Source organism: Streptomyces sp. NPDC053755, assembly GCF_040677675.1.
Taxonomy (GTDB): Bacteria; Actinomycetota; Actinomycetes; order Streptomycetales; family Streptomycetaceae; genus Streptomyces.
The window spans coordinates 15,815-33,402 of sequence record NZ_JBFASK010000052.1; the positions used below are offsets into that span (position 1 = coordinate 15,815).

Consider the following 17,588-nt stretch of genomic DNA (forward strand, 5'->3'; position numbering starts at 1 on the left):
GCTACGGGAGCGGCTGGAGCCGGCGGCGCAGGAGGCAGAAGACGTTGCCCTCCGGGTCGGCCAGGACGTGCCAGTCCTCCGTGCCGGTCTGGCCGACGTCGGCGGGCGTGGCGCCGAGAGCGAGCAGCCGCTCCAGTTCGGCGGCCTGGTCGCGGTCGGTGGCGTTCACGTCGAAGTGGAGGCGGTGACCCCCGGTCCTCGGCTCGCTGCTGGGACTGATGACGAGAGTGGCCTGCGGGCCCCCGAATCCGGCGTCGGGCGGCCCGATCTCGATGCTTCCGTCGGCCTCCCGGCCGAGTTCGGTATAGCCGAGGACCTCGCTCCAGAACGCGGCGAGCCGCTCGGGGTCGGCGGCTTCGAGGACCAGCTCACTGATGCGGCATGCCATGCCGGCCAGTGTACGAAGCAGGCCCGCCGGACACCGGCCCTGTGCCGCCGGGCACGCCGGGCCTCCGCCGCCGGACGCCGGACCGCCGCCCGGCTACCGGTGAGCGTCCCCTCGGGAGCCCTCCGCCGCCTGCCCCAGCTGGCGGGGCAGCGGCGAGGAGTGCAGCACCGTCAGGCCGGAGACCGCCCGGGTCAGCGCCACGTACAGGCGCCGCAGACCCGTCCGCTCGTCCGGTTCGCCGTCGACGACCGCCGCCGGGTCGTCGAGGACCACGTAGTCGTACTCCAGGCCCTTCGCCAGGGAGGCCGGGACCAGGGTCAGCCGGGACTCGGCCGTGGTCTCCTCGCCCGGGGAGAGGTACGACAGGCCGGCGGCGGCCAGCGCCTCCGCCAGGGGAGCGATCCGCGCGTCGGCGGCGATCAGGCCGACCGAGCCCTCGTGCGCGAGCGAGGCGACGCAGGCCGCGACGACCTCGGCGTCCAGGTCCCCCTCGATCTCGCGGACCGTCAGCGAACCGGGGTTCTCACGGACCGACTCGACCGCCGCCAGGCCAGGGGACATGTGGGGCAGCAGCCGGGAGGCGTACGCGATGACCTCGCGCGGCACGCGGAAGCCCGCCGTCAGCTCCTCGACCACCGCATCCGGCTTCCCCAGGTGTCCCAGCGCCTGCGCCCAGCTCTCCGTCGCCCACGGCGTCGTCCCCTGGGCGAGGTCGCCCAGGATCGTCGCCGAGCCGGTCGAACACCGCCGGCCCACCGCCCGGTACTGCATCGGGGACAGGTCCTGGGCCTCGTCCAGGACCACGTGGCCGAGCGAGTGCGTCCGCTCCACCAGGTCCTTCGCCTCGTCGATCAGGACCGCGTCCGCCGGCGACCACTTCGCCGACCTCACCGAACGGGCGGGCTTCGTCCAGAGCAGCAGCTTCTGCTCGTCGGCGCTCAGCACACCCTCCGCGTGGGCGGCGAGGAAGTCGGCGTCGCTCAGCAGCCGCAGCACCAGCTTCGCCGGGTCGACCGCCGGCCAGACCGCCTTCACGACCGCCTTCACCGCCGGGGTGCGCGCCACCGCTTCCTGCACCCGGTCGTCCGGGGCCTCGCCCGCCTGCTCCATCCGCACCAGCACCGTGTGCGCGATCCGCTGCGGAAGCGCGTCACGTGCGGCGCCGTAGCGGATGTTCCGCTCCAGCAACTCCCGGACGATCTCCTCCAGTTCGTACGCGGGGACCCGCCACCGGCGCGAGCCGCGCACTACCGTCAGCGGCTCGGTGGGCAGCGTGACATGGGACCGGACCGCCCGGCTCAGCACCTCCGCCATACGGGCGTCGCCCTTGACGACCGCCGTCGCCGCCTCGTCCGTCCCGCGGACCTCCACGTGCCCGACGAGGTCGTCCACCGTCGCCTGCCGCACCTCCAGCTCGCCGAGGGCCGGGAGCACCTGCTCGATGTAGTGGAGGAAGGACCGGTTCGGCCCGATGACCAGGGTGCCGGTGCGGGCGAGGCGCTCGCGGTGCGCGTAGAGGAGGTAGGCGACACGGTGCAGGCCCACGGCCGTCTTGCCGGTGCCCGGCCCCCCCTGCACGCACACCGTGCCGGAGAGCCCCGACCGTACGATCTCGTCCTGCTCGGGCTGGATGGTGGCGACGATGTCCCGCATCGGGCCCACACGCGGGCGCTCGATCTCCGCCTGGAGCAGCCTGCTCGTGCGCGCCGGCTCCCCGGGGTCGGTGAGGTGCTCGTCCTCGTACGCGGTGAGGTCACCGCCCGTGTAGCCGAACCGGCGTCGCAGCCCGACGTCCTGCGGGTCCTTCCGCGAGGCCCGGTAGAACGGCTGGGAGACGGGGGCGCGCCAGTCGATCACCATCGGATCGCCGTCGGCGTCGTGGACGTGCCGGCGCCCGATGTAGAAGCGCTGCCCCTCCTGGGTGGTGTGCAGATAGTCCAGCCGGCCGAAGAAGAGCGGGGTGTGGGCGAGATCGGCGAGGGCCTTGATCCGCTCCTCGATCTGCGCCTGGAGGACCACCGCGTTGACCCAGTTCGCGGTGACGTCCTTGATGTCCAGCGCCTCGGCGTCCTCGCGCATCGCGCGCAGGGCGGCGCGGGACGCGGTGAGATGGGCGCGTTCGCGCGCGAGCGGGTCGTCCGGAGCGGACATGGCGGTGCCTCCAGGAGATGCGGACACGACGGGGCGGCCGCCGGTTTCCGGCCGGACGGCGGCACTCCACGGAGGGAGGCGGGGAAGTCGGAGAGTGTAGCTTCCGCGTACGGGAGGGGCGAACGGTTTTCCGCCGTGGACGACCCGTAGGGGTCGGGGTCCGACGCGAGGGGGACCCGGGCTCCACCTCCAGGGCGATGTGTTCGGAATGTCCGAAATCCATCATGGGGGTATGACCTCAGCGACCTTCACCCCGGCCTCGTCGATCCCCGCCACCCGCACGGCCTCCGGCCGAGCTGCCCGCGCGGCCTCCCGCCCCGTGTCCACCACGCTGCGCGCGATACGCGTCTTCGGCGGCGCGGCCGTCGACGTCGTCCTCCTCGGCCGGTACGCGGAGGAGGCCGGGGTCGAAAACCCCCGGCCCGGCCGCGTCGCGGACCCGGACTGACCGCCGCCACGGCCGCGTGCGCGCGCCCCGTCCGCCCCGACCGGCCTCTCCTGTCCGCCGCGTTCCGTCCGCCGCGACCCGGCTCAGCCGTCCGCGAGCAGCTCGTCCGCGTCCATGATCCGGTAGGCGTACCCCTGCTCGGCGAGGAACCGCTGCCGGTGCGCCGCGAAGTCCTGGTCGATCGTGTCCCGGGCGACCACCGAGTAGAAGTGCGCCTGGTGTCCGTCGGCCTTCGGCCGCAGCACCCGGCCCAGGCGCTGCGCCTCCTCCTGCCGCGAACCGAAGGTGCCCGACACCTGGATCGCGACCGTCGCCTCCGGCAGGTCGATCGAGAAGTTCGCCACCTTCGACACCACGAGCACACTGATCTCGCCCTGGCGGAACGCCTCGAACAGCTTCTCGCGCTGCGCGTTGGACGTCTCGCCCTTGATGACCGGCGCGTCCAGGTGCTCGCCCAGCTCGTCCAGCTGGTCGATGTACTGGCCGATGACGAGGATCTGCTGGCCGGCGAACTTCCGCACCAGGGCCTCCGTCACCCTCCGCTTCGTCGCCGTCGTCGCGCAGAAGCGGTACTTCTCCTCGGTCTCGGCGGTCGCGTACGCCAGGCGCTCCGAGTCCGTGAGGTTGACCCGGACCTCGACGCAGTCGGCGGGCGCGATGTAGCCCTGCGCCTCGATCTCCTTCCACGGCGCGTCGAACCGCTTCGGGCCGATCAGCGAGAAGACGTCCGACTCGCGGCCGTCCTCGCGGACCAGGGTCGCGGTCAGGCCGAGCCGCCGCCGCGCCTGCAGGTCCGCCGTGAACTTGAAGACCGGCGCCGGCAGCAGGTGCACCTCGTCGTAGACGATCAGGCCCCAGTCCCGCGAGTCGAACAGCTCCAGGTGCGGGTAGACGCCCTTCCGTTTCGTGGTCAGCACCTGGTACGTGGCGATGGTGACCGGCCGGATCTCCTTGCGCGTACCGCTGTACTCGCCGATCTCGTCCTCGGTCAGCGACGTCCGCTTGACCAGCTCGTGCTTCCACTGCCGGGCGGAGACGGTGTTGGTGACCAGGATCAGCGTCGTGGCCTTCGCCTGCGCCATCGCACCGGCTCCGACCAGGGTCTTCCCCGCGCCGCAGGGCAGCACGACGACACCGGAGCCGCCGTGCCAGAACCCCTCGACGGCCTGCTTCTGGTACGGACGCAGCGCCCAGCCGTCCTCGGCGAGGTCGATCCGGTGCGCCTCGCCGTCCACGTATCCGGCGAGGTCCTCGGCGGGCCAGCCGAGCTTCAGCAGCGTCTGCTTGATCTGCCCGCGCTCGGACGGGTGGACGGCGACCGTGTCCGGGTCGATCCGCGTGCCGACCAGCGGCTGGACCTTCTTGGAGCGGAGGATCTCCTCCAGGACGGGACGGTCGGTGGTGGTCAGCACGAGGCCGTGGGTGGGGTGCTTGGAGAGGGTGAGCCGGCCGTAGCGGGCCATCGTCTCGGCGATGTCCACGAGCAGGGCGTGCGGCACGGGATAGCGGGAGAACTCCACCAGCGCGTCGACGACCTGCTCGGCGTCGTGGCCGGCCGCGCGGGCGTTCCACAGTCCGAGCGGGGTCACCCGGTAGGTGTGGATGTGCTCGGGGGCCCGCTCCAGCTCGGCGAAGGGGGCGATGGCGCGGCGGCAGGCGTCCGCCTGCTCGTGGTCGACCTCCAGGAGCAGGGTTTTGTCGCTTTGGACGATGAGAGGTCCGTTCACGCTTGATCAGGTCCTTCCCGTGCCGTTCCGGTAACGGCCAAACACCCAGTGTCCCGCATCGCGGATGAGTACGGGCGACGCGCGGTGTGAGTACCTGCCCGCTGCGCGCCACGGGGCCCGGGGCGGTGGACTGGGCGTATGACGAACCGCACCCGGCCGCGGTGGAGCCCGCCCGGCACCCACGGCTTCCCCACGGCTCACCCCGCGCGCGGCGGCCACGGCGACGCGCCCGACCCGTGGTGGTGGGTGGTGCCGCTGGGCGCGACGGTGGCGGCGCCCCTCCTCGCGGGCCTGGCGGCCCGGACGGACAGTCTCTTCGCTCCGGGCTCGTTCCTCTTCGCCGGGAGCCTCGCCGCCTCTCTCGCGCTGATCCTCCCGGCCTGGTTCGGCGCCCGCACCCGGCGCCGGCGCCCGGCGCGCGTCGGCCTGGGCGTCTCGGGGTGCGTGCTCGCGCTCGGGTTCCCGCTCCTGGTCGCCACCGTCGGCTGGGGCGTGCTCCTCGTCATGCTGCTGACGGGGAACATCACCGCGTAGGACGCCCCCGGAGGGGGAGGCCGCTCAGCGGACGGACGAGTCGGGTGTGGAGCGCCGCCGCACGTCGAGCGTCGCGCAGTGGAACGAGCCGCCGAAGGGCGCGTAGTGCAGCAGGTCGCAGGGGATCGGCTCGAACCCCCACCTTTCGAGCGCGCGCAGCGTCCCGGTGTGGTGCCGCTCGGCGATCACCCGCTTCTCGTCGATCATCAGGACGTTCATGCTGAGCCATTTGCCGCACATCGAGGTGAGCTTGAGCAGGCGCTCGTCGATCGGGTCGGGCTCGGGGGCGACCAGGACGTCCCAGGAGTCGAGGACGTCCGGCAGGCGGTCGACGTCGACGTACTCCGGATTGACCATGACCCTGCCGGGGCCGAGCAGGACGAACGTGGTGTCGATGTGCATGGGCGTGCGGCAGCGGCTCTCGATCTCGTGGATGCGGTAGCCGGGTCCCAGGTGGCGGCGCAGCCACTCGATGCCCATGCGGTTGGTGACGTTGCTCCGGGTGACGAAGAGGTCGCGACCGGCGCGCATGAAGTCGGCCGCGTCGAAGACGGGCTCGTGTTCGGTGAGGATGTACCGCATCGGCTCGCCGGGCCCGGGGATGCGGAAGTCCGCGTCGAACAGCTCGTCGGTGAGCTGGGGCCGGGGGGCCGACGTCCAGCGCGCGCCGCGGCGGAAGTAGTCCTTGAGGAGCTCTCGGTAGGAGTGGGTCTCGAAGTAGCGGCACGGCCACGCCATCGGGGTCTCGATGACCTCGTCGCCGATGACGAGCATGCTGTCGCGGGGGCAGGCGTTGCAGAAGCCGCGCGACGACCAGTGGGGGGTGCCGAAGCGCCGCTTGTAGTCGACCGGGTCCGGGCGGGTGACCGTGACGCCCAGGGACCGCAGGAGGGCGACGAACCCGTCGAGCTCCTCCTGCGCGGACTCGATCAGCGCGCGCGGATAGCGCCGCCCGGACGCCAGGCGCTGCAACCGTGCCGCCCACGGGGGGATGTTGCAGGTCACGACCGGATGGGTGGGCGGGATGACCGCGCCCTCGAGACGGCCGACCACGACCTCCTCCAGCGGGTCCCACTCGTTGTGCGAGTTGACCGGGGAGACGAGGGGTTCCGCAGCGTTGTCCGTTGTGACCGCCGGTGCCGACACCAATGCCCGACCGCTTTCGCTCGCAGAGACAGGACGGTGACTCAATGTATCCGTCGTGTCGCGGAAAGCGGCGGCATGACCGGCCGGACGGGATCTCGGCCGGGCCGGCCGCCCTCCCTGGGGCGGGCCGTGGTCCCTACACCTGGTCCTCCGCCAGTTCGGCGACGCCCGTGATGCGGTGCAGGGGGTACGTGCGGACTTCGTCCGCCGTGTGGTCGTAGCCCGTCACGAAACCGCCCTCGACCCGGACCGGAGCGATGACCCGCTGGCTGGCGGCGCCCTCCGCGTTGACGTAGCCGATCCAGACGGCCGAGCCGGTCATGGCAGCGGCCTGGACGGTGGCCAGGGTCTCGGCGGGCGAGGTGCGCGGGAGCTCGCCGCCGGTGGGCGCGGGGCGGCCCGGATCGCCGTCGGGGCGTTCCCTGCGCACCGCCGTGGCGGCCAGGTCCCCGGCCCTGATCGCCCGGACCGCCGCGCCGAGCAGGGTCGCGTCGGGCACCGGAGGCCCGTCCGGCACCGGCACGGGCGCGGTGCGCGCGGGCGTGCGGTAGGCGTCGGCGCGGGTGATCAGGACATCGCCCTCCGCGGACTCCGCGGCGGGGGCGTAGCCCATCGACCGCAGCCCGTCGAGCAGCGCCGCCGGGTCGGTCTGCGCGGCCAGGACGGTCGGCGCGAGACGCCGCAGCCGGAGGGAAGCCGACCGCTTGTCGGCCATGATCTCGCCGAGGAGCGCGTCGTCGTCGCAGCGGACGTACGCCGACGCCGCGCCGACGCGCAGATGCCCGTGCCGGCGTGACACGTCGTCGATCAGGTACGCGAGGGGCTGCGGGACCGGCGTACGGGAGTGGGCGGTCAGGAAGTCGTGCAGGTCCGACGCGCTGCGGCCGGCGTCGAGGGCGCGGCGGACCGAACCGGGGGTGAAACGGAAGACCGTCGCGCCGCCCTTCGACTCCACGTCCGCGAGGACGGAGAGCATGTCGGCGAGCGGGCGCTGGAGGGGGCCGGGGGCGACGGCCGTCAGGTCGGCCTGGAGCAGGACGTGGTCGACGGCCTCGGGCAGGAGCGGCGCGAGCAGGGTCGCCGCGCGGCCCGCCGCCACCGACAGTTCGACCCCGCCGCCGCTCACCGGCTCGTGCGCCGCCTCGGCGAGGGGCAGGTTGAGCAGCGCACGTCCGGGGGAGGAGAGGGCGCCCCGGCCGGTGACGCCGAGCATCTCGGCCTCTTCGAGGGTCCACAGGGCGATCCGGGACCGCAGGTCGGGGGTGTGGGCGGGACGGCCGGGCGTGCCGGAGCCGGCGTGGGAGCCGATCCCCTGTCCCGCCCCGTATCCCGCCGCCGGTCCCGCCCCGGTGCTCGTGCCGGTCGCCGTGCGCGGATCCGTCGCGGCCGTCGCCGCTGTGGCCGTGCCGCCGCCGAGCGGCCCGCTCGCGGCCGGGGCGCCGACGGCCGGGGCCGCGCGCCCTGCGGCTCCGCCCGGCCCCCCGGCGGACGGGGACCGCAGAGGCCGCTCCCACCGCAGCCTGGCCAGCAGCGTCTCCGGGTCCGCCGCCGATCCCGGCTCCACGGTGGCCTGCAGGGCGAGCACCCGGCGGCGCACCTCCGGGGCCATGGCGCGGTCGAGGTCGGGACCGAGCGCGGACAGGGTGCGGCCCTTCGCGTCCTGGCCGCCGACCAGCCCGGACGTGCGGGTCGCGGTGAGCCAGACGACGGCGAGCCGGGCCCAGCGCTCGGCCGCCGGAAGGTCCAGCCAGTCGTCGTAGGCGGGGGTGGGCGCGTACCGCTCGTCCGCCTCGCCGTCCGAGGCCAGCAACCCCGCGCCGTAGGCGAGTTCCAGCCAGAACGCCGCGGCCTGCTCGGAGACCTCCAGGGCGGCGGCCGTCCGCTTGAGGTCCCGTACCGACAGGCCGCCCGCCCGCAGGACGGCCGGCCCCCCCTGGTCCCAGCCCTTCAGCAGCTCCTCGACCGTGGCCAGGGCGGTGTGCGCCTGGCCCGCCGCGGCGCTGTCCACGACCTGTGGACGGTACTCCCGCACCACGGACAGCACCGGAGGATGCGGCTCCGGCATCCGGTGCGCGCGGCCGCCCCGCAGGTGCAGGGCCGCCTCGCGCGGCAGCACGACGGTGCGGGTCGACACCGGCAGCAGCAGGCCCCGGTCGCGCAGCCAGCGCACGGGCGGCGCCGGGTTCGCCGACACCTCGCCGTACGGCGGCCCCCACACGAGCCGGTCGAGGACGGCCAGGGCGTCCGACGGCGCCGTGTCGAGCAGCTCGCCCATCCGCTCCCGGTCGGTGAACAGCCCCGTCAGCGCCGCCACCGCCGACACCGGATCGTGGGTCGCCGGCAGCCCCGCCGCAGCGATGATCTCCTGGACCCGGCCGGGCGACATCCCGGCCGTGGCCTCCGCGACCGTCGGCCCCAGCCCGGTCGGGGACGGGTGCTGCGGCGAGGGGGCGAGCAGCTCGCGGGCGGTCCGCACCAGCCGCAGCCGGTCGTCCTCGCCCCAGACCAGCGCCTGTTCGCGCAGCGCCTCCACCGCGCGCGGCAGCGCCGCCTCGATCTCCGCGTCCCCGTCGTCGCCGGTGAGCAGGGCGAGGAGCACGGGATACGGCGCGGGGTCCGGGGCCACGGCCAGCGCCTCGGCCGTCTGGAGCGCGAACCGGTCCAGCCGTTCCAGGGCGCGGACGACGGAGGCGCGGGTCCCGGCCCGGGTGGCGAGCTGCGTCAGGTCGTTCGGCACCGGGGAGAGCAGGTCCGGGCGCGCGCGCAGCAGCGCGGCGAGCCCTTCGTCCCCCCGGGCGCGCAGCGCCTCCGCGAGCGTGCGCGGCGCAGTGGCGGCACTGGATTCTGCGGGCACGTGCGCCTCCCGATCGAGCTCACCGATCCCCATCCGCCCCACGTTAGCCCCTGCGCAGGCGCTAACGTCGGGGCGTACGGGCTGCGGAGGGGCATTGTGGGGATCGAGAGCGACCAGCTGGTCTTCGACTATCTGAGCCGGGTCGGCGATCTGGCGCAGCAACGGCAGCTTCCGTCCGCGTCACGGATGCGGCTCGTGTCGTCCCTCCGGAACGAGATCGACCGTCGGCGCGCCACGGACGCCGAGGGCGACCCCGGGGCGGTGCGCGGGATCCTCGCCGCGCTGGGAACCCCGGACGAGGTCGTGGACCGGGCGACGGGGCGCCCGCTCGCGCCGGAGCCGCCCGCGGTGCCGAAGCCGCGCACGGAGGACCGGTGGCCGACCCCGCCGCATCTGGCCGGCGAGGACGAGGTGGGGGCCGCCGACACCGAGCCGGACTGGTGGAGCACCGAGGCCCCGGCCCGGCCGGGGGACGAGCTGGTGCCGGGGTTCAGGGGCGGGGTGGAGATCCCGGAGCTGCTGAAGCCGCCGGCCGACGAGGCGGAGGAGGGTACGGAGGGCCCGCGGGCACCGGAGGCGGAGCCGGCCGGGCGCCGCTGGACGCGCCCTCTGGCACGGCTGCGGCGCCGGGCTCCCGTACCGGCCGCGGACCCCGTGCCCGCCACCGACGCCCCGCCCGGCCCGCGCCGCCTGCGGCTGGGCAGTCCCTTCCTGGTGCTGGCCGCGCTGCTGCTCCTCGGCGGAGCCGCCTTCGGCTCCCTGGTCGCCCTCGCGGCCGGCTGGCTCCTCGCCTACGCCTCCCGGCGCCTGACCCGCGCCGAGGCCCGGTGGGCGGTCGTGATCCTGCCGGGGCTCACGCTCACCGCCGGCGCCGTCTGGATCTGGGGCCGCGTCGAGGGCCGCTGGGGCGCACCGATCGCCCAGGGCGGCGAGGCGATGGGCGCGGCCCTCTCCGAGACCTGGCCGTGGGTGCTGCGCGCGGCGGCCGTCGCCTCGTCCCTCTTCCTGCTCTGGCGCGCCCGCCGGCTCTGAGGCAGCGGCCCGCCCCAGGCCAAGGGGGGCGCGCCCCGGCGGGGACGGGGCGAGCGCGGGGCGGCGGACCGATTCGAACGTCTGGGCACAATGGGCCGCATGACGCTGCCACGACTCCCGCTCACCGTCGGCTTCGACCTCGACATGACGCTGATCGACTCCCGCCCCGGCATCAAGGCCGCCTACGAGGCGTTCTCCGCCGAGACCGGTGTGGCCATCGACGCCGACCTCGCGGTCTCCCGGCTCGGGCCCCCGCTCCAGCACGAGCTGGCGCACTGGTTCCCGGAGGAGGAGATCGAGCAGCGGGTCGCGCAGTACCGGGCGCTCTACCCGACGTACGCGATCGGGCCGTCGCTCCCGCTGCCCGGCGCGAGGGATGCGATTCAAGCCGTTCACGACGCGGGCGGCCGGACGATCGTCGTGACCGCCAAGAACGAGGCGCACGCCAAGCTCCACCTCACCCACCTCGGCATCGACCCGGACGCCGTGATCGGCGGCCTGTGGGCCGAGGGCAAGGCGGAGGCGCTGCGCGAGCACGGCGCGAGCGTGTACGTCGGCGACCACGTCGGAGACGTCCGGGGCGCCGCGACGGCGGGCGCCCTGTCGGTGGCCGTGGCGACGGGCCCGTGCGACGAGACGGAGCTGCGCGCGGCCGGCGCGGACGTCGTCCTGGCCGACCTGAGGGGCTTCCGTGCCTGGCTGGAGGCGTATCGCTCCGCCGGCCGTCCCTGACCGCCCCCGCCTCCCCGCCCCCGCGCCGGCGGCTCCCCGGAGCAGGCGCTACCGTCCCGGGACGGCCGCTCCCCGTGCCTGCCGCCGCTGCGCCGCGATCGACCGCAGCACGCCGGCGCCCGCGACGAGGAATCCGACGCCCATCAGCATGCACACCGCGTAAGCGACGGGCGGGAACGGATCGGTGCCCAGGAAGAGCGGGGCGACCGTGACGAGGGTGGCCACCGCGCCGATGACGAAGACGATCGCACCGGCCCGGACGAGTCCGTCACCCGGGGCGCTGTCGTCCGAGGGGGCCGAAGGGGTTTCACTACGCATTCGGCCAGGGTAGTTCCCCGGCCGGAGGAACAAACCGGCGACGTCTTGTCAGCAGCCGGATGCCTATTAGCCTGGTGCCGGCGGGTCGGGTGACCCGCTGTCTTGCTATCCCGAGCCGGACTCCCGGCGCACCCATCGAGTACGAGGACGAGGACAGACGTGCCTACCGGCAAGGTCAAGTGGTTCAACAGCGAGAAGGGCTTCGGCTTTCTCTCCCGCGACGACGGCGGCGACGTCTTCGTCCACTCGTCGGTGCTCCCTGCCGGAGTCGACGCGCTCAAGCCCGGGCAGCGCGTGGAGTTCGGCGTCGTGGCCGGGCAGCGCGGCGACCAGGCGCTCTCCGTGACCGTTCTCGACCCGACCCCGTCCGTCGCCGCTGCGCAGCGCCGTAAGCCCGACGAACTGGCGTCCATCGTCCAGGACCTGACGACGCTGCTGGAGAACATCACCCCGATGCTGGAGCGGGGCCGCTACCCCGAAAAGGCGCAGGGCAAGAAGATCGCGGGCCTGCTGCGGGCGGTGGCGGACCAGCTCGACGTGTGAGCCGCGCGGAGCCCTCGGGGTCTCAGGGAAACGCCAGCGCGTCCGGGCCGAGGGGCGGCACCAGCCCCTCGGCCGCGGCGCGCGTGAGCAGGCCGCGGACCGCCGCGTAGCCGGCCTCGCCGAGGTCGGCCGTGAACTCGTTGACGTAGAGCCCGATGTGCTGGTCCGCCACCGCGGGGTCCATCTCCTGCGCGTGCTCCAGGACGTACGGCCGGGAGGCGGCCGGGTCGTCCCAGGCCATCCGCACGGAGGCGCGGGCCGTGTCCGCGAGCCGTCGCAGCGTGTCCGCGCCCAGGGAGCGCTTGGCGATGATCGCGCCGAGCGGGATGGGCAGGCCGGTGGTGTCCTCCCAGTGGGCGCCCATGTCGGCGAGGGCGTGCAGGCCGTAGTCCCGGTACGTGAAACGGGCCTCGTGGATGACGAGCCCCGCGTCGACCTTCCCGTCCCGCACGGCCGGCATGATCTCGTGGAACGGCATGACGACGACGTTCCCGACGCCTCCCGGGACCACGTCGGCCGCCCAGAGCCGGAAGAGCAGATAGGCGGTCGAGCGCTCGCTCGGCACCGCCACCGTCTTGCCCGCGAGGTCCGCGCCCGCGCCCTCCTCCCGGGTGAGCACCAGCGGTCCGCAGCCACGGCCCAGGGCGCCGCCGCAAGGCAGCAGCGCGTACTCGTCGAGGACCCACGGCAGGACGGCGTACGAGACCTTCAGCACGTCGTACGGGGAGGAGCCGCTCTCGGCCCACCCGTTGGTCAGGTCGATGTCGGCGAAGGTCACGTCGAGCCGCGGCGCGTCGGGCAGGCGGCCGTGAGCCCAGGCGTCGAAGACGAAGGTGTCGTTCGGGCAGGGCGAGTACGCGATCTTGAGCTTGGGTGTCATGGGGCGGGCTCCACGAGGACGGAGTGGCTGAGCAGCTGGAAGGCGACGCGCAGGGCGTCCAGGGCCCGGCCGATCCGCCAGGCTCCCCGGTCCCGCGGGCCCACGGCGTTGGAGACCGCCCGGATCTCGACCACGGGCACGCCGTACGCGGCGGCGGCCTCGGCCACGCCGAACCCCTCCATCGCCTCGGCGACGGCGCCCGGGTGACGCCTCGCCAGCTCGGCGGCGCGCTCGGCGGAGCCGGTGACGGTGGAGACGGTGAGCACGGGCCCGACGGTGTGGCGCTGCCCGCCGCCGGCGAGCGCGGCGGAGATCCGCCCGGTCACCTGCTCGGGCACCCGGTGCACGGACCGGCCGAAGCCGAGTGCGTCGACGGCCAGATAGCCGTCGGGGGTCTCGGCCCCCAGGTCGGCGGCCACGATCGCGTCGGAGACGACGACGGACCCGATCGGCGCGCCCGGCTGGAAGCCGCCCCCGATCCCGGCGGAGACGACGAGGTCGTAGGGGAGCGCGGTGGCGGGCGGGGGCGTCGGCGGGCCGGGGTCCCCAGCGGCGGAAGGCGAGGCGTGCTCGCGGGACGCCCAGGCGAGGGCGGTCGCGGTGGCGACGGCGACCGAGGCCGGCCCGACGCCGCCGACGAGGACGTCGACGAGGACGTGCCCGGGCTCCTGGGAGCCGGAGGCGGTTCGCGAGGGGGAGCGGGAGCCGGAACCGGGGGCGGCTCCGTCGGCGGGTCCTGTGTCGGTTCCGCGGGCGGGCATGGCGTCGGATCCGGCAGGCGTTCCCGGGCGGGCGCCGGGGTGCGGGCCGGAGGGCGGCGGGGGCGCCGTCTCCGGGGCCGTACGCGCATGGCGGCGCAGCACGAAGCCGCCCGGGAGCGGGTGCTCACCCGAGCCCGGCCCGCCGAAGGTGAGGCCGGCGGCGACGGAGTCCGCCTCCGCCGCCACGGCCGTCACGATCAGGATCCTGAGGACCACCGGCGGATCAGGAGTCCTTCTTCAGCTCGAAGTGCCAGATGCCGGTCAGCTTCTTGCCGTCGGTCTCGACGATCGTGACCTGCGACTTGTCGGTGCTCTCACCGGTCTGGCTGGAGAAGAAGGCGCTGGCCGGAATGGTCCGGTACGTCTTCTTGTACGGCTCCGGCTCGGCCTGCTGGCCGCCCAGGAAGATGGTCCAGCCCTTTTCCGCGATCTCCGGGTCGACACCGAACCGGATCTTGTCGTCCATCGAGACGGTGAGGGTCTTCTCGGGCTTCTTGTTGAGGCACTGCTGGACCTGCGACTCCTTGATGGCGTCGCCGTCGTTGTAGCAGGAGGCCTCGGAGTGCACGGAATCGGTCCCGACCGTCAGGGTCGCGAGCGGAGTCGGCTTGTCGCAGGCCGAGAGGGAGAGGAGGCCGGCGGCGACGGCCCCGAGGGCGACGGCGGCCCGGCGGCGCGAGCCGGTGAAGAACGCAACGGTCATGGCCCGAAGGCTATCGGGCGTGTCGAGCTACGCCACGCGGGGGTGCGGCGCGCCGCGTTTTCGGCCCCACCCGGCCCCGCCGCGCTCCGCCGGCCCCGACCCTGTCCCGGGCCGTGTCCGGGCTCGGCTCAGGCGGGTCGCTTGCGCGGCAGGGGCCGCCGTGCCGCCTTCAGCAGGCCCCGGACCGCGAGGAGCGCGCCCAGTGCCAGGATGCCCGCCGCGACCGCCATGCCCAGCGTCCCGTTCAGCGGCAGCGAGATGCCGATCGCGCCGCCCACCACCCACGCCATCTGGAGCAACGTCTCCGAGCGGGCGAACGCCGACGTCCGCACCACCTCCGGCACGTCCCGCTGGATCAGGGCGTCGAGCGAGAGCTTCGACAGCGCCTGGGTGAGGCCCGCCACCGCGCCCAGGACCGCCACCATCACCCCGCCGAAGAAGACGGCCGTACAGATGGCCGTGGCGAGCACGATGGTGATCATCGTGGCGATGATCACCTCCGGCCCGTGGCCGCGTTCGCGCAGCAGCGAGCCGACCGCCGTGCCGCACGCGTTCCCCACACCGGCCGCCACGCCCACGATCGCCAGGGAGACCGCGGCGCTCTGGTCCCCCAGCGGGTGCTCGCGCAGCAGGAAGGCCAGGAAGAAGATCAGGAAGCCGGAGAGCACACGCTGCGCGGCGTTGGCCTGGAGACCGTGCAGCACGGCCGGGCCGACGGTCCGCAGACTCGGCTTCTCCTCTCCGTGCGTCAGCAGGTGCGCCCGGCGCTCGCCCTTCGCCGAGTCGACCTTGTGCGGCATGCGGAACGCCCAGAACGCCCCCAGCAGGAAGAGCACGCACGCCCCGTACAGCGGCCAGGGCGGGCCGATCTGCTGGAGTCCCGCCCCGATCGGCGCGGCGATGCCGGTGGCGAGGAGACCCGCCAAGGTGACCCGGGAGTTCGCTCTGACCAGCGAGAAGCCCGGGGGGAGGAGACGTGGCACGACCGCGCTGCGGACCACTCCGTACGCCTTGGAGGCCACGAGGACGCCGAGGGCCGCCGGGTACAGCTCGATGCCGCCCGTGGCCACCACCGCGGACATCGTGAGGGCGAGGACCGCCCGGGTCAGCATCGCCCCGGCCATCGCGGCGCGCCGCCCGTGCGGGATGCGGTCGAGGAGCGGGCCGATGACCGGGGCCAGCAGGGTGAAGGGAGCCATGGTGATCGCCAGGTAGAGCGCGACCCGGCCGCGGGCCTCGTCCGTCGGCACGGAGAAGAACACCGTGGAGGCGAGCGCCACGGTGATCATCACGTCGCCGGCGCCGTTCACGGCGTGCAGCTCGATCAGCTTCCCGAGACCCGACTCACCGGCGCCGTGCGCGTGGGTCGCCTTCCTGATCCCTCGCGCCGTGCCCGTGAACGGCCGGCGCAGGGCGCGCCCGACCGACCGGCCCGCTCTGCGGAGCGGCCCGGCATGATCGTGGGATCGTGCGGACGACCGTGCGGCTGCCACCCCGTCATAGTGCCCCACACCCCTCCCGTACGAACCGAAGCGCGGCCCTACGACGTCCGGGCAGGGCCCCGCCCGGACGCGATCTCCCGCGATCTCCGGGGATCTTCCGCGATCTTTCGCGATCTCCGCGGGTCTTCCGGGGCCGTCCCGGACCACCCGTCCGCCCCGGCGAAACCCCCTGGGACGTCCGGGATACGGGCCACTTGGGACGGGCAGGTGGGCGCCGGGCGGCGGAGGGGGTAGCGTGCGTAGCGCGCCACCGGCGGAAGTTCTCGGCCGCGCGCCTCTTCGGCATCCCGCAGAATGGATGACGATAGGTGTGCCCGAGACACGCGAGACATGTCGGGTGCGGACGTCGATGCGGCCCTCTGGTCCGCTCCGCCCGCCGCCCGGTGATATCGCTCCCGCTCCTCGGCCGGCGCACCCGTGAGACGGCGTAGGAGAGAAGCGAGACCTGTGAGTGCTGCGACGACGCGAAGCCGTACCCCGCGTACCCCGCGTACCCCCGACCGCCTGTGCGCCGAGGCGGTCGACCTCGCGAGGGAGGCCGCCGAGGAGGCAGCCGCCCCCGGAATCGTAGGGGAGCATGTAGGGGTCGTCGCCGAGGGCGACCGGGTCGTCACGCACTTCTTCGAGTGCAAGGAGTTCGGCTACCGCGGCTGGCGCTGGGCGGTGACCGTCGCCCGTGCCTCCCGGGCCAAGGACGTCACCCTCGACGAGACCGTGCTCCTGCCCGGCTCCGACGCCCTCCTGGCCCCCGAGTGGGTGCCGTGGAGCGAGCGGCTGCGCCCGGGCGACATGGGGCCCGGCGACCTGCTGCCGACGGAGCAGGACGACCTGCGCCTCGAACCCGGCTACACCGGCGAGGACGCCCCGCCGCCGAACAGCCCGGTCTCCGAGGAGATGGCGGACCACCTGGACGCCGAGGACGCGGAGATCGTCTCCCGTACGCCGTCGCGGGGCGCGATCGCCTCCGTCGCCGAGGAACTGGGCATGCGCAGGGCGCGGGTCCTGTCGCGGTACGGGCTGCACGTGGCGGCGGACCGCTGGGACGAGGCGTTCGGCGCGAAGACGCCGATGGCGCAGGCCGCGCCGGCGTCCTGCGAGTCCTGCGCGTTCCTCGTGCCGCTGGCGGGCTCCTTGAAGCAGGCGTTCGGCGTGTGCGCGAACGAGTTCTCCCCGGCCGACGGGCGCGTCGTCTCCCTCGCCTACGGCTGCGGCGGCCACTCCGAGGCCGCGGTCATGCCGAAGCCCCCGCGCCCGGCGCCACCGGTCCACGACTCGATGGCGACGGACGAGTTCCCCCTGCGCCCGGCCAAGGACTCCGGCTCGGTCTCCGAACCGGACGGCACCCCGGAGGACCTGGGCCACTCCTAGGTCGCGTCCGCGACCGTCCCGCCTGGGCCGCGACGCCCCGCACGCCCTAGCCCTTCGGGCACGGGAGGTGCCCCCGGGCGCGTCGTCGTCGGTCGCCGACACTTCCCGGACGCTCCCCCGGGACGGTGGGGTGGGTCGCGGTTTCCGGAGGGCCTCCGTCCGGGTGAGCCGCGGTCCGGGCCTGGCCCGCGTACGGCTCGGCTCCGGGTGCCCGTCGGTCCGGTGGATCGGACCTACGCCCCGGCTCCGGGTGCCCGTCGGTCCGGTGGATCGGACCTACGCCCCGGCTCCGGGGTCCGGTCGGTCCGACCGACCGGACCCCGGACCTGGACGCTGGGCCGTACCGGGGTGGTGGCCGCATCCGTTCGTACGCCGGGCGGGAGCGATCCGGGCGATCCGGGGCGGTCCTCGCCGATCCGAGGTCGCCGGGACGACCTGACGGGCCGCTAGGGCGTGTTTCGAAAGTCCCGCCTGCCCCGCGACGCCTGGCACGCACGCTCG

Annotated in this window: 16 protein-coding genes; 6 read left to right on the forward strand and 10 right to left on the reverse strand. The window is 74.3% G+C overall.

Annotation, left to right across the window (positions count from 1 at the left end):
• Window position 1: 1 nt before the first annotated feature.
• Together AB0K65_RS30320 and AB0K65_RS30325 are read right to left on the reverse strand one after the other, a co-directional pair.
• Window positions 2-388, reverse strand: coding sequence for a VOC family protein (locus AB0K65_RS30320; protein ID WP_365722147.1), 387 nt, complete (start codon window positions 386-388; stop codon window positions 2-4).
• A gap of 93 nt (window positions 389-481) precedes the next feature.
• Window positions 482-2,539 carry a UvrD-helicase domain-containing protein gene (locus tag AB0K65_RS30325; protein WP_365722149.1) on the reverse strand — a complete coding sequence of 686 codons (2,058 nt, stop codon included), beginning with the start codon at window positions 2,537-2,539 and terminating at the stop codon, window positions 482-484.
• A gap of 232 nt (window positions 2,540-2,771) precedes the next feature.
• On the opposite strand from AB0K65_RS30325, the gene AB0K65_RS30330 reads away from it, so the two are divergent.
• Window positions 2,772-2,987: a hypothetical protein gene (locus tag AB0K65_RS30330; protein WP_365722151.1), complete on the forward strand. Its 216-nt coding sequence runs from the start codon at window positions 2,772-2,774 to the stop codon at window positions 2,985-2,987.
• Window positions 2,988-3,070: 83 nt separating this feature from the next.
• Here AB0K65_RS30330 and AB0K65_RS30335 read toward each other — a convergent pair whose 3' ends face one another.
• Window positions 3,071-4,714 (reverse strand): DNA repair helicase XPB, encoded by a 1,644-nt coding sequence (locus AB0K65_RS30335; RefSeq protein WP_365722153.1) that lies wholly within the window; start codon window positions 4,712-4,714, stop codon window positions 3,071-3,073.
• Window positions 4,715-4,852: 138 nt separating this feature from the next.
• Here AB0K65_RS30335 and AB0K65_RS30340 point away from each other — a divergent pair, with 138 nt between their 5' ends.
• Entirely contained in the window at window positions 4,853-5,248 is a 396-nt protein-coding gene (locus AB0K65_RS30340) for a hypothetical protein (protein WP_365722155.1), read from the forward strand.
• Window positions 5,249-5,272: 24 nt separating this feature from the next.
• Here AB0K65_RS30340 and AB0K65_RS30345 read toward each other — a convergent pair whose 3' ends face one another.
• A complete protein-coding gene (locus AB0K65_RS30345) occupies window positions 5,273-6,397 on the reverse strand; it encodes an amidinotransferase (RefSeq protein ID WP_365722157.1) in 1,125 nt (374 codons plus the stop codon).
• Window positions 6,398-6,530: 133 nt separating this feature from the next.
• Window positions 6,531-9,281 carry a helicase C-terminal domain-containing protein gene (locus AB0K65_RS30350; protein ID WP_365722159.1) on the reverse strand — a complete coding sequence of 917 codons (2,751 nt, stop codon included), beginning with the start codon at window positions 9,279-9,281 and terminating at the stop codon, window positions 6,531-6,533.
• 63 nt (window positions 9,282-9,344) lie between these two features.
• Between AB0K65_RS30350 and AB0K65_RS30355 the strand changes: the two genes are divergently transcribed.
• Together AB0K65_RS30355 and AB0K65_RS30360 are read left to right on the forward strand one after the other, a co-directional pair.
• Window positions 9,345-10,280, forward strand: coding sequence for a hypothetical protein (locus AB0K65_RS30355; protein ID WP_365722161.1), 936 nt, complete (start codon window positions 9,345-9,347; stop codon window positions 10,278-10,280).
• Window positions 10,281-10,370: 90 nt separating this feature from the next.
• A complete protein-coding gene (locus AB0K65_RS30360; RefSeq protein ID WP_365722163.1) occupies window positions 10,371-11,012 on the forward strand; it encodes an HAD family hydrolase in 642 nt (213 codons plus the stop codon).
• Window positions 11,013-11,060: 48 nt separating this feature from the next.
• Here the strand turns inward: AB0K65_RS30360 and AB0K65_RS30365 are convergent, their stop codons facing one another.
• On the reverse strand, window positions 11,061-11,330 hold the full coding sequence (locus AB0K65_RS30365; RefSeq protein ID WP_365722165.1) for a hypothetical protein: 270 nt from the start codon (window positions 11,328-11,330) through the stop codon (window positions 11,061-11,063).
• A gap of 159 nt (window positions 11,331-11,489) precedes the next feature.
• On the opposite strand from AB0K65_RS30365, the gene AB0K65_RS30370 reads away from it, so the two are divergent.
• Window positions 11,490-11,873: a cold-shock protein gene (locus tag AB0K65_RS30370; protein WP_365722167.1), complete on the forward strand. Its 384-nt coding sequence runs from the start codon at window positions 11,490-11,492 to the stop codon at window positions 11,871-11,873.
• Window positions 11,874-11,895: 22 nt separating this feature from the next.
• Here AB0K65_RS30370 and AB0K65_RS30375 read toward each other — a convergent pair whose 3' ends face one another.
• From AB0K65_RS30375 to AB0K65_RS30390, 4 genes are all read right to left on the reverse strand, one after another.
• Window positions 11,896-12,753, reverse strand: coding sequence for a 1,4-dihydroxy-6-naphthoate synthase (locus AB0K65_RS30375; RefSeq protein ID WP_365722169.1), 858 nt, complete (start codon window positions 12,751-12,753; stop codon window positions 11,896-11,898).
• On the reverse strand, window positions 12,750-13,730 hold the full coding sequence (locus tag AB0K65_RS30380) for a futalosine hydrolase (protein WP_365722171.1): 981 nt from the start codon (window positions 13,728-13,730) through the stop codon (window positions 12,750-12,752). Before AB0K65_RS30380 ends, AB0K65_RS30375 begins: the two co-directional genes overlap by 4 nt.
• 7 nt (window positions 13,731-13,737) lie before the next feature.
• Window positions 13,738-14,217, reverse strand: coding sequence for a DUF2771 domain-containing protein (locus tag AB0K65_RS30385; protein WP_365722173.1), 480 nt, complete (start codon window positions 14,215-14,217; stop codon window positions 13,738-13,740).
• Window positions 14,218-14,345: 128 nt separating this feature from the next.
• Window positions 14,346-15,710, reverse strand: coding sequence for an MFS transporter (locus AB0K65_RS30390; RefSeq protein ID WP_365722175.1), 1,365 nt, complete (start codon window positions 15,708-15,710; stop codon window positions 14,346-14,348).
• A gap of 456 nt (window positions 15,711-16,166) precedes the next feature.
• Here AB0K65_RS30390 and AB0K65_RS30395 point away from each other — a divergent pair, with 456 nt between their 5' ends.
• Complete coding sequence (locus tag AB0K65_RS30395; RefSeq protein WP_365722177.1) at window positions 16,167-17,087, forward strand: DUF3027 domain-containing protein; 921 nt, start codon at window positions 16,167-16,169, stop codon at window positions 17,085-17,087.
• The last annotated feature ends 501 nt before the right edge of the window (window positions 17,088-17,588 follow it).

What these genes read in the sequence shown, in the direction of transcription:
- AB0K65_RS30385 (WP_365722173.1), bottom strand. Translation starts at nt 14,217, where the DNA reads ATGACCGTTGCGTTCTTCACCGGCTCGCGCCGCCGGGCCGCCGTCGCC.
- AB0K65_RS30350 (WP_365722159.1), bottom strand. Translation starts at nt 9,281, where the DNA reads ATGGGGATCGGTGAGCTCGATCGGGAGGCGCACGTGCCCGCAGAATCC.
- AB0K65_RS30325 (WP_365722149.1), bottom strand. Translation starts at nt 2,539, where the DNA reads ATGTCCGCTCCGGACGACCCGCTCGCGCGCGAACGCGCCCATCTCACC.
- AB0K65_RS30360 (WP_365722163.1), top strand. Translation starts at nt 10,371, where the DNA reads ATGGGCCGCATGACGCTGCCACGACTCCCGCTCACCGTCGGCTTCGAC.
- AB0K65_RS30365 (WP_365722165.1), bottom strand. Translation starts at nt 11,330, where the DNA reads ATGCGTAGTGAAACCCCTTCGGCCCCCTCGGACGACAGCGCCCCGGGT.
- AB0K65_RS30375 (WP_365722169.1), bottom strand. Translation starts at nt 12,753, where the DNA reads ATGACACCCAAGCTCAAGATCGCGTACTCGCCCTGCCCGAACGACACC.
- AB0K65_RS30330 (WP_365722151.1), top strand. Translation starts at nt 2,772, where the DNA reads ATGACCTCAGCGACCTTCACCCCGGCCTCGTCGATCCCCGCCACCCGC.
- AB0K65_RS30320 (WP_365722147.1), bottom strand. Translation starts at nt 388, where the DNA reads ATGGCATGCCGCATCAGTGAGCTGGTCCTCGAAGCCGCCGACCCCGAG.
- AB0K65_RS30340 (WP_365722155.1), top strand. Translation starts at nt 4,853, where the DNA reads ATGACGAACCGCACCCGGCCGCGGTGGAGCCCGCCCGGCACCCACGGC.